The sequence below is a fragment of the Dokdonia sp. genome, from assembly GCF_039945015.1.
Classification (GTDB): domain Bacteria; phylum Bacteroidota; class Bacteroidia; order Flavobacteriales; family Flavobacteriaceae; genus Dokdonia.
Window position 1 is genome coordinate 431,366 of record NZ_JBDUXP010000030.1, and the last position, 12,067, is coordinate 443,432.

A 12,067-nucleotide genomic window follows, 5' to 3' on the forward strand; every position below is an offset into this window, starting at 1 on the left:
ATTTTATACTGTAAAGACTGAAAAAAGCCACTCGTTAAAGTAGCTTTTTATTATGTTTTAATATACATTTTGCCTGTATGTATTATAGATATTTAGTTCTTAATTGCAGCAATACCAGGTAATGTTTTTCCTTCTAACATTTCTAGCATCGCTCCTCCTCCTGTAGAGACATAGCTTACTTTATTTTCAAAACCAAATTGCTTAACTGCAGCAACACTATCGCCTCCTCCTACAAGAGAAAAGGCTCCTTTTTTTGTGGCTTCGGCAATACTATTTCCTAAAGCAATGGTTGCTCCAGCAAATGGCTCCATTTCAAAAACACCTAAAGGGCCATTCCATAAAATTGTTTTGACTCTTTGGACAACACCGTCAAAAACAGATTGAGATCCAGGACCTGCGTCCAGACCAGACCATCCTTCAGGAATTGCATCTATAGCAACAATTTGTGTGTTAGCTGTTTCAGAAAAGGCATCGGCAGCAAGCACATCTACAGGAAGGTGTATTTGTACATTTTTCTCCTTGGCTGCTTTTAAAATATCAAGAGCTAGTTGCATTTTATCATCCTCACATATAGAATCTCCTATATTTCCTCCTTGAGCTTTAATAAAAGTATATGCCATTCCTCCACCTATGATCATCTCGTCTACTTTGTCCAGAATATTCTCGATCACTGTAATCTTAGAAGATACTTTGGCACCTCCTAAAATAGCCAAGACTGGTTTCTCACTATTATTTAAGACACGATCTAAACTTTCTATTTCTTTAGAAAGCAGCTTCCCATAACATTTATTTTCTGGAAAAAACTGAGCTACAATAGTTGTAGAGGCATGTGCTCTATGAGCCGTACCAAAGGCATCATTTACATAGATATCTCCTAATTCTGATAACGCTTTCGCGAAAGCGACATCACCTTCTTTCTCCTCATTATGATAGCGTAGGTTTTCTAACAATAAAAGCTGCCCCATTTGAAGGGATTCTGCTGCTTGAATAGCTTCTTCTCCTACACAATTTGCAACATACGTTACCTCTACTCCTATAATCTCAGAAACTTTACGGCAAATATGCTTCATAGAGAATTGATCTTCTTGTCCTTTAGGTCTTCCTAAGTGAGACATAAGAATCGCTGCACCTCCATCTTCTAATATTTTTAAAATGGTTGGCTTTGCAGCTTCAATTCTTGTCGTATCTGTTATTTGAAGTGATTCATCTAACGGGACATTAAAGTCTACGCGAATTAATGCTTTTTTATTTTCAAAATTGAAGTGGTCTACGGTCTTCATTGCTTCGTTATTTTGCAGGCAAATATAGCAGATAGACGCATTATATACGTTACATTTCTTTTATATTTGGCATACTATGCTTTTCGAAAACGTTATCGGTCAAGATTTTATTAAAAAACACCTCACTACAAGTGTAGATGCAGGTCGTATTGCACACGCACAACTCTTTGTAGGTAAAACTGGTGTAGGCACTTTACCTATGGCAATTGCTTATGCACAGTATATTTTATGCGGCAATAGTCAAGGAGAAAACACACAAGGAAATGCTTCTTGTAATCTCAAATTTGAACAACTTGCACATCCAGATCTACATTTTGCCTATCCAGTAGCAACAACAAGTTCTATAAAAAGTCATCCTGTATCTAAACATTTTGCAACAGAATGGCGGTCGTTTATAAAAGAAAATCCATATCAAAATCTTTTTGAATGGCACAAACATCTGGATATAGAAAAAAAGCAAGGGCAAATAGGAGTTGATGAAGCAATTGATATTAATAAATCACTGGCTTTAAAAGCGTATGAAGGCGGTTATAAGGTGATGATTATTTGGATGTCGGAAAAAATGAATACGGCAGCTGCAAATAAACTCTTAAAGCTTATTGAAGAGCCACCTGCAAAAACATTATTTATCCTTATTACAGAAAATGAGGATAAAATCATAGATACCATCAAATCTCGATGTCAAGTATTGCATTTTCCAGCAATAAGTGAAGCACATCTTGCAGATGCATTAATTAAAAGACAACAATGTGACCCTAAAGAAGCTCAAAAAATAGCGCATCAAGCGCAAGGAAATTATAATACAGCTTTACACATTTTACATCAAAATGGAGATGATGTACAATTTGAAAAATGGTTTATTACATGGGTGCGTACTGCCTTCATGGCAAAGGGTAGAAAAGAGTCGGTTATTGAGTTGTTAAATTGGAGTGAAACTATTGCAAAAACGGGTCGCGAAACCCAGAAAAGTTTCTTACAATATTGTGTCCAATTTTTCCGTCAAGCGATGCTTTTAAATTACCAAACAGACGAGCTTGTTTATCTGGAGCCAAAGACCGGTTTTGACCTTCAAAAATTTGCTCCTTTTGTACACGGAAATAACATTACAGACATCGTTTCTGAACTTCAAGATGCCGCATATCATATAGAACGTAATGGGAATGCTCGTATTATTCTATCTGACCTTTCTATAAAACTAACACGATTGCTACATCGCAAATAGACAATAAAATCAATATGTAAGCTTTTATTTTTGATACGTCTAAAAATTAATTAAGAATTACAAAAACACGTTTTATGGACTTTTTACTTACTAATATTACTGAAATCTTAATTTTACTCTTTATACTAATTACTTTTTTACAATCTGGACTAGATAAAGTCTTTGATTGGAAGGGTCAAATTGGGTGGCTAAATGGTCATTTTAAAGACACTTTTTTAGGAAGCATGGTACCTCTCTTAGTGGGTGTTTTAGTGGTCCTAGATTTACTTACATCTGTGTTGGCTATCATAGGCATATATCAGCTTGCAATGCATAACGAATTTACGCTTGCATTATATGCAGCAATTGCTGCTGCAGTTGGCTTATTAATGCTCCTTTTTGGACAGCGCATTGCAAAAGATTATGCTGGAGCTTTTACCATTGTAGGTTATTTTATTGTTGTCATTTTTGGTGTTTGGTTATTGTCTAATCATTAAATGTAATTACTTCTTTTAAAGCTGTATTTAATTATCAATTATGTTACTTAACAATATCATTTAAAGTAAAGAATATAACGACACTTAGTGATCAGTATGTCGTTAACTAAAAACAAAGAACAGCAATGACTTTATGTTAAATATCTAATAATCAGACAATTGACGTAAAATAATTTTTGTTTTAGGAATAAAAAATGCGATGATTTCTCATCGCATTTTTTATCTTTTCTATGTATATAGAAATTATTCTTTTGATCCTTTATATCCAGTATTAAGATCTGTTAAGATTGCTTGTGTGATATCTAATTCATCTTTACCATACAATACACTTCCTGCATCATTACTACCGTAGATGTAGCTATAACCATTTGCCTTACCGTATTCTTTTACCTTATCTTTTACCTTCTTAATTAAACTATCTATTACTACTTGGCTTTCTGCTTGTAATTTTCCTAATCTAGTTTGGCGTTCCTGTTGTAATTGTTGAGCTTCGGCTGCCAGTTCATTATACTTCTCTTCTTGTTTATTTCGAGCCATGGAAGGTCCATTTTTTCTAAATAGATTTTCTTTTATTTGATAGGCTTGGATTTTAATTTCAAGATCGTCAAGAATAGCATCGTTCTCTTTTGTAAAATGTTCTTTTGAGTCTTTAAGCTCATTATATTCTGTCAACAACTTTTCTGTATCTACATAAGCAGTTTTGTCTGCTTGACACGCAACACCTAAAATCGCAACGATTATTAAAATTCCTATTTTCTTCATGAGTTATTATGTTTTGCGGCAAAAATAGAAAGTTTGCTTCGCTTCTTGCAAAAAATTCTAAAAATCTTACTCTATAAAATTTTTTTATAGTAATGGTTGTGAATAATAAATATTTATTATTGAGATTAACTTTACTAGCAGTTTTCTAATAAAGAAATAAAAAACAGGAAGGCATACACCTGTCTTTTACAAGAAAAGTGGCTTAAAACAGCTTATTTTGAGTTTGTAGGCGGTTATTTATGTTTTATTACATAAATCAAAGAGGAATAGGCTCCAGATCGTCTAGCAGATTGATTTGATTTATATCCAGACCAAAATGCTTTAAAATAATTCATGCGACCAGATTTATATTTTTCAGAAAGAAGACTCACATAATAGGCATCAAATTTCATAGGAAGTATCTTAACGACATGCATTTCGTGTTTCTCAAAAAGCTGTTGTATTGATTTTTTAGAAAAATGATATAAATGTCTAGGAACATCATATGCTGCCCAATCCGTTTTATAATGAATGGCATCAAAAGATTCAAAATTTGGAACAGCGATAAAAAGCACTCCTTCTTTGCTTAATTTCTTTTTAAGCCAATGCAATTGGTCATCTAGATCATAAACGTGTTCTAAAACATGCCACATGGTAATAGCATCATAAGAAGTTGTATTCTCTGGCAAATGCTCTGTAAGAGCTATGCTTTTTTGCTGCGCAAGTGTTCTTGCCTTCTCATTAGGTTCTACTCCAGAAATTGTCCATCCCTTTTGAGACGTGTATTCTAAAAAATCTCCTGTTCCAGCTCCAATATCTAAAAGGTGTCCTTTTTGAGGTAGGTAAGCAGTAAGTAGTTTTTGCTTTCGCGAAAGCGTAATTCCTTTTATTACCTGGTACATTTTTTCAAACAAAGAACGTTTGCTATCTGTATGCGAGATATAATCTTCACTTGCATAATAAGATGGTAATTTTTCTTTTGAAGGTTTTGGCGTTGTAAAATACATATGAAGTTGTTCATCATATTCTAAACGAAATGATTCTCCAGAGATAGAGTGATCTTTTACTTCAAATGTGTTTTTCATTGATTTTTACCTAGGTTTTTAACGATCTGTAATGAGATCGTTTTATAAATATTAAGATCAAAAGATTTTAATTAAAATGTTCCACGTGAAACAAAATTTAAATTATCGTCCCATATATACTAACATGACACTTATGTCTGACGGAGAGACACCACTTATACGAGATGCTTGAGATATAGTCACTGGACGTATATCCTCTAATTTTTCTCTCGCCTCATAAGACAATGATTTTAATTTTCTATAATCAAAGTTTTCAGGAATCTTTATATTTTCAAGGCGGCTAAGTTTATCAGCATTTGCTTTTTCCTTTTCTATATAGCCTGCATACTTTACTTTAATCTCAGCTTGTTCTAACACATCTTTTTCAAGATTGTTATCTTCAATATAAGCGGCTACTTTCTTGAATTTTTTAATGTCCTCAAGATTAATCTGAGGACGAGAAAACACCTTAAACATCTTATCAGATTGTTTCATTGGAGATGATCCTCGTTCTTCTAAAATATTATTTACTTCTTCTGGAAGGATGCTTGTGTCTTTAAAAAAGTTAACGAGTTTTTCTGATTCCTCACGCTTTTTTTCCATCACTTGTAATCGTTCATCAGAAGCAAGTCCTAATGTATTTGATAATGGAGTAAGACGTTCGTCTGCATTATCTTGACGCAATAGTGTTCTATATTCGGCACGTGAAGTAAACATACGATATGGTTCTTCTGTTCCTTTTGTAATTAAATCATCTATTAATACCCCAATGTATGCTTCATTACGTTTAAGCATAAAAGGATCTTTTTCCTGCACTTTTAAATGAGCATTCATCCCAGCCATTAATCCTTGAGATGCGGCTTCTTCATATCCTGTAGTTCCATTAATCTGACCAGCAAAATACAAACCACTTACTAATTTTGTTTCTAGTGTATGGGTTAATTGTGTAGGCGGAAAATAATCATATTCTATAGCATATCCTGGTCTAAAAAACTTTACGTTTTCAAATCCAGCAACAGAGCGCAATGCTTTAAATTGAACATCTTCTGGAAGTGAGGTTGAAAATCCATTTACATAGATTTCACATGTATCCCATCCTTCTGGTTCTACAAACAATTGATGTCTGTCTTTATCTGCAAAGCGATTAATTTTATCTTCTATAGATGGACAATATCTAGGTCCTATGGATTGGATTCTTCCATTAAACATAGGAGACCGATCAAAACCTTCTCGTAATAAATCATGCACCTCTGGAGATGTATAACTCATATGACAAGGTCTTTGATGTGTTAATGGGTTTGTTTCTTTAGAGTAACTAAATTTCTCCGGGACATCATCTCCTGGCTGGATAATCATTTTAGAAAAATCTAATGATCTTCCATCTACACGGGGAGGTGTTCCTGTCTTCATTCTTCCTGTATCAAATCCTAACTCGACAAGTTGTTCAGTGATTCCAGTTGCTGCTCTTTCTCCTGCTCTTCCTCCACCAAAATTTTTATCTCCTATATGGATTAATCCATTTAAAAAAGTACCATTTGTAAGCACTACAGATTTCCCTTTTATTTCTATTCCTAAAGAAGTTCTAACACCCATTACGGTGTTTTTTTCTACTATTAAACTACTAACCATTTCTTGATAAAAATCAAGATTCTCTGTTCGCTCCAAACGCAACCTCCACTCTTCTGCAAAACGCATACGATCACTTTGAACTCTTGGACTCCACATAGCGGGTCCTTTAGATTTGTTAAGCATCTTAAACTGAATAGCTGTCTTATCAGAGATAATACCGCTATACCCACCAAGAGCATCTATCTCTCTTACTATTTGTCCTTTTGCTATACCGCCCATGGCAGGATTACAAGACATCTGGGCAATGGTTTGAAGATTCATTGTTACAAGCAACGTTTTGCTTCCCATATTTGCAGCAGCAGCAGCAGCTTCACAACCAGCATGGCCAGCACCAACTACAATTACATCATATACATCTTGAAATAGGCTCATTGTTTCACGTGGAACATTAGTATTTGTTTTAAAAATCGAACATCGATTGTAAAGCAAAAAATTAGCCTGCAAATATACACCCTTTTAAAAGATTGTTTTTGCAAGCTTATCTATAGTTACTCTACTAAGTATTTATTTAAATTGTTTCACGTGGAACATCGATCTCGTAAAAATAAAATCATGCTAGTCTTTAGCGTTGTTGCAAGTAGTGATTTTCTTTACCTCTCATCACCTTGACATCATCATCTGTCTTATCTTTATAACCACAATAATGTAATAACCCGTGTACCATAACGCGATGTAATTCATCAACAAAAGACACATTAAAATCTACTGCATTATCTGCTACTCTCTCTCTAGAAATATATACATCTCCACTTATAATTTCACCTTCGGTGTAATCAAAACTAATAACATCTGTTAGTGTGTCATGATCCAAAAACTCAACATTCATTTTATGAAGATATGCATCATCACAAAAAATATAACTCACCTCACCTAATGTTTTATTTTCATCCTCTATTACTTGAGATAACCACGAAATCACTTGAACCTTATTTTCAATTTCAAAGTCATCTATACTGTTAAATTCAATCATTGTCTTTCTGGAAATAGTCTTGTACTTTCTTCTTATATTCTTCTTTGAGTGGAAGTGTTTTTCTGTTTAAGATCTCTGTAGTATTAAAATATTTTTTTGCTTTTTCTACTGCAGAATTTATAGGGTTTGCATACTCTTTAAGATTTGTATTTGATTCCCTTTTTTCTTCTTCACCTTGTTGGAAAGTAGCTTCTTTAAGTTTTAATAATTCATGCTTTAATTCTGTCATACGCTGAAGCGTTTCATTATTAAATCCTTTGTCTAATAATTGTTGCTCAACATCTTTCATGTCTTTCACAAGTTGATCAGCATTCCCTCCTAATCCACTTTTTCTTATTTCATCTTCTAACTGTTGACGTAATTTTTGTTGTTCTTTATAAATCTCATAGAGTAACCCTTGTTCATATTCATCTCCTTCTCCATTTGGTTCTCCTTCTCCACGTCCATCTTTTCCATTTTTACCTCCTTTACCATCGCCTTCACCTTGACCCTCACCTTGACCTTCTCCTTCTCCTTCTCCTTCACCTTGACCCTCTCCCTCTCCTTTTTCTCCATTCTCACCTTTTCCTTCTTCACCTTCTTTTCCTTTTTCTCCTTCACCTGGTTTACTGCCTTCTTCCATCTTTTTATTAAGTTCTTCTTGGCTCTGAATGATATCTGGCAATTGTTGGCCTCTTCCTTGTCCCTGCCCTTGGCCTTGACCCTGTCCTTGTCCTTGACCCTGTCCTTGACCACTCATTTGATTATTCATTTGGTCTAAAGAAGTACTTAAAAAATCTGCCAATTCATTTGCGCCAGTAACTACATATTGTTGATTACTGACACCTTGTATTATTTGATTGTCCGCAAGGCGCTCTAATGCTTTATTAATATTAAAATCAATATCAGTTAAAGATTCATTAATCGTCTCATCTAATTCTGGTCTGCGCAATGCTAATGCGTACAAACTATCATCTATATGCGTGAAGTTTTGTTTTAATACATTTTGGTGACGTAATTTGGCGGCAAAATTAGGATTCTTATCATCCATCTTTCTAAAGTCCTTCATCACTTCTTCTTCTTCAAAAGAAAACACAAGGAGATTATCAAGAATTTGCCTAAGCATTGCAGCGTCTTCTTCCAAGCCTTGCTCTCCAGATTGTTGCATTCCGGCCTGCATGGCTTGACTCATTTGCTTCATCTTTTCTGCAGCTTTCTTTTGCTTTTTTTGCGCTCCTGATTTGCTTTGTGATTCTCCGCTTTGTTGTTCTTGTTCTTCTTGTTTTTCTAATTCTTCACTTGCCCCTTGTTGCTCTTCTTTGATTTCCTCTTGTTTCTTTTCATCAGAAGGAATATCCATAGGCTTCTTTAATCCTTCATTTTCTTTTTCTAAATCTTTAAGATCTTGATCAAGCTTCTTGAATTCTTCATTTAACTTATCTTGTGCTTCCTTGGTGTTTTCATCTCCTTCTTTCTTACTTAACTCTTCTTGTTTCTTAGCAAGTTTTTCTAAGTCGCGAGCTATCTTTTCTGCTTTTTTCTGAACGTAATAACGCTTGGTAAGCTCTACCATTTGTTCAAGGTTACGCTTATTATTCTTATTTTGTTTTTGAAGTTTTTCAAGCTTTTCAGACAACTCTTCTTTACTTATCTTCTCACGTAATTTTTCTAATTCATCAAGAAGTTTCTCATTTTCCTTAGCCTTCTTCTCTTGGCGTTCTAAACGTTCTTTTAATTTTTCCTTCTCTTCGTCTGTAAGTTCTTCGTCTTTTTGAAATTCATCTAAGTTCTCTTTAAGTTGCTTAGAGAAGTCTTTCATAAGTTCTTCTTGTTGCTTTTGTCTTTGTAAGAAATTTTCAAGTTTCTTTTGATCATTAAAGTTGAGTTCTTTCTTCTCTTTTTGATTACGAGAAATTTCTTCAAGCTCTTTCTCTCTTTGTTTTAATTTACTTAGAGATTTATCAAGTTCACTTATCGCTTTATTTTGTTGTTCTAATTGCTGTTGTTCAAGTTCGCTCTCTGTAAATTTTACAAAACTAAAGACTGTGCTTTTTGTACTTTTATAACTATGGATTGCATCATTGTCAAACACTTCAAAGTAATACTCATAATTTACTCCTTCTTGCAGCTGAAGTGTATCAGGAAAGGCATAAATAAATTGATCTACATTCCCCTTTGAAATACTAATGTTTTTATACTTCTTATCTTCAGATTGTGATGGATAATAGACTAACTGTAGTTTAGTCAATCCATAATCATCACTTACTTTGCCATAGAAATAATTTTGCTGATTGCTTATAGAATCTGTTTTAACTTCAAGATCCATTTGAGGAAACTCATCCTTAATGGTTTGTAAATTATAGGCAAGGTTTTCAAAGTTTTTTAGATTACTATTACTCGTGCTTACTTCATAAGGCGTGTTTATATAAATACGTTTTGTAAGACTGTATTCGTTATCTATAGAGGTTGTTTTATTAGCTTTCGCGAAAGCGTATACAGTATCCTTTAAAACCAATGCAACAGCTTCTGTCTGGCGAGTATCTAACAGCCATGTTACTTTTGTGCCTTCTGGTACGATGGCGTTTCCTGTATTTTTAACCCGTTCTGTTTTCTTATTTGTATGTGATGGGTAATCTAACTCCATCTCAAAATTTACAAGTACTGGGACTTTGAGAACTTCTAACGTATATGGCTGTGAGGTTACTTTATTTGCTTCTAAATGAAAAGTGATGTCACTTACTGGTTGTTCAAAAGTATATCCATACTCACCAGGAGCTATTTGTTGTAAAAAATAAACTTCGTTATTAAAATGTATCGAAGCTTCATCAGGAACGACATCGCCTACGGTTCGAACTTCTAATGTATAGTTCTTATTTTCGACAGCTTTTAAATCTTCATTTACAACAAAAAAACTAAAAGGAGCAGGCGGCTCATAAGCTTCATTGTAATTTACCACACGCTCATAACTCGAAGAAAACACTTCGCTCTTTCCTGTATAGTTTGCAATCAAAAAAACGACAATGGGTATAGCCGCATATTTGAGATATTTGACATTCTTTTTAAAATTAATGGCTAGACGGAAAGGAACGGGTTCTAATGCAGCGCTTTTTTGCTCTATACTAGCGAGCATTAATTCAGAATCTTGAGAAACACTATGTAGCTGTAGTGTATTAATTAATTTATCACTTACTTCTGGAAAGTAATTTCCTATAATTTGAGCCGCTTCTTTGTAATCTATTCCCTTTGATAATTTAAAAAGCCTAGCAAGCGGTAGTGCGATAAGTTTTGCCAAGAGTGCTACTTCAACACCAATAAAAAGCCAAAATAGGACTGTTCTTCCTGATGAACTTAGCCAGAAAAAATACTCTATCAAAAGAGTAAGTAAAAAATACAATACTCCAAATGCAAAAAAGAGAATCACTCCTTTCAACAATTCATTTGTATAGTATTTACGTATAAAGCCTTCGAGCTTTTGTTCTATGTTCTTAAATCTTTCCATCTTTCTATACCAACCCCTAAAACTACAATTTTATTATGTTTTCTAAATAGTATACTTTTATAACACCTTGTTAAAATTTACCTACTATGAAGGATTTAAAATATCTATCTGCATATCTCGTGCCAATATGTGCCTTTATTGGCATCTACTTTCAAGGTCCTTGGTCTTTCTTAGCTCCTGTATATGCCTTTATACTTGTACCCATATTAGAGTCTGTCTTTCCAGTAAACGATACTAATATTTCTAACGAAGAAAAGAAAGCAAAATCAACATTACATTGGACTGATTTTCTATTATACTTTAATGTAGTAGTCGTATTTGGTTTGCTATACTTTACGGTTGTTACGATGACTAGTTATGAGTTTGCGGTTTATGAACGCATAGGTATGATTTTTACCTGTGGTATTGTGATAGGTTCTAATGGAATTAATGTAGCTCATGAGTTAGGACATCGTAACAGTAAAGTAGAACAACTACTAGGTAAATTATTATTACTTCCGGCATTATATATGCATTTCTTTATTGAACATAATTTTGGACATCACCTTCATGCAGCAACTCCCGAAGATCCAGCAACAGCAACCTATAATCAACCTTTATATCATTTTTGGATTACTTCAATAACAAGACAATATGTTGGTTCTTGGAAGATTCAAAAAGGTTTATTAAAACGCGAGAACCGTTCTTTCTTTTCTTACAAAAATGATATGTTTTGGTATACCATTATACAAGTAAGTTACTTATACTCAGGATATTACTTTTTTGGAAGTCTTGGTTTTCAAATTTTAGTATCAGCTGCTATTTCTGGTTTTCTTTTATTAGAAACGATTAATTATATCGAGCATTATGGATTGCTTCGTAAAAAGAAAGAGAATGGTCGTTATGAACGTGTACGCGAAGTTCATTCTTGGAATAGCAATCATGTCTTTGGGCGTATTATGCTTTTTGAATTAACACGTCATAGTGATCATCATTATCGTGCAAACAAGAAGTATCAATTATTAGATTATCACGAGATCAGTCCGCAATTGCCGTATGGATATCCTACAAGTATGGTGCTTTCTCTCTTCCCTCCTATTTGGTTTAAAATCATGAATAAGAGGATTCCAGAGGATCAGAAGCCTATAACTTAAAGGTGTAGATAATAAATTAAAGCATTTTAACCTTCTTCTTTTAATTATTTACTTTTTCAAACATTTATCTTTGC

At 33.8% G+C, this 12,067-nt stretch carries 9 protein-coding genes; 3 read left to right on the forward strand and 6 right to left on the reverse strand.

Features of this window, described 5'->3' with window-relative positions:
- Positions 1-92: 92 nt before the first annotated feature.
- A complete protein-coding gene (locus tag ABJD27_RS21795) occupies positions 93-1,280 on the reverse strand; it encodes a phosphoglycerate kinase (protein ID WP_348164610.1) in 1,188 nt (395 codons plus the stop codon).
- A gap of 76 nt (positions 1,281-1,356) precedes the next feature.
- On the opposite strand from ABJD27_RS21795, the gene ABJD27_RS21800 reads away from it, so the two are divergent.
- Positions 1,357-2,502, forward strand: coding sequence for a DNA polymerase III subunit delta' (locus ABJD27_RS21800; RefSeq protein ID WP_348164613.1), 1,146 nt, complete (start codon positions 1,357-1,359; stop codon positions 2,500-2,502).
- A gap of 74 nt (positions 2,503-2,576) precedes the next feature.
- Complete coding sequence (locus ABJD27_RS21805) at positions 2,577-2,978, forward strand: DoxX family protein (protein ID WP_348164616.1); 402 nt, start codon at positions 2,577-2,579, stop codon at positions 2,976-2,978.
- Between the two features lie 243 nt (positions 2,979-3,221).
- On the opposite strand, the gene ABJD27_RS21810 is transcribed toward ABJD27_RS21805, so the two are convergent.
- The 5 genes from ABJD27_RS21810 to ABJD27_RS21830 form a co-directional block, all read right to left on the reverse strand.
- A complete protein-coding gene (locus ABJD27_RS21810) occupies positions 3,222-3,740 on the reverse strand; it encodes an OmpH family outer membrane protein (RefSeq protein WP_348164619.1) in 519 nt (172 codons plus the stop codon).
- Between the two features lie 233 nt (positions 3,741-3,973).
- A complete protein-coding gene (locus ABJD27_RS21815) occupies positions 3,974-4,804 on the reverse strand; it encodes a class I SAM-dependent methyltransferase (protein WP_348164622.1) in 831 nt (276 codons plus the stop codon).
- Positions 4,805-4,906: 102 nt separating this feature from the next.
- Positions 4,907-6,784, reverse strand: a complete 1,878-nt coding sequence (mnmG, locus tag ABJD27_RS21820) for a tRNA uridine-5-carboxymethylaminomethyl(34) synthesis enzyme MnmG (RefSeq protein WP_348164625.1) — start codon at positions 6,782-6,784, stop codon at positions 4,907-4,909.
- 190 nt (positions 6,785-6,974) lie between these two features.
- Positions 6,975-7,382 (reverse strand): rRNA maturation RNase YbeY, encoded by a 408-nt coding sequence (gene ybeY / locus ABJD27_RS21825; protein WP_348164628.1) that lies wholly within the window; start codon positions 7,380-7,382, stop codon positions 6,975-6,977.
- A complete protein-coding gene (locus ABJD27_RS21830; protein ID WP_348164631.1) occupies positions 7,375-10,860 on the reverse strand; it encodes a hypothetical protein in 3,486 nt (1,161 codons plus the stop codon). The genes ybeY and ABJD27_RS21830 overlap by 8 nt, the downstream gene beginning before the upstream one ends.
- 86 nt (positions 10,861-10,946) lie before the next feature.
- Between ABJD27_RS21830 and ABJD27_RS21835 the strand changes: the two genes are divergently transcribed.
- Positions 10,947-11,993 (forward strand): alkane 1-monooxygenase, encoded by a 1,047-nt coding sequence (locus tag ABJD27_RS21835; RefSeq protein ID WP_348164634.1) that lies wholly within the window; start codon positions 10,947-10,949, stop codon positions 11,991-11,993.
- The last annotated feature ends 74 nt before the right edge of the window (positions 11,994-12,067 follow it).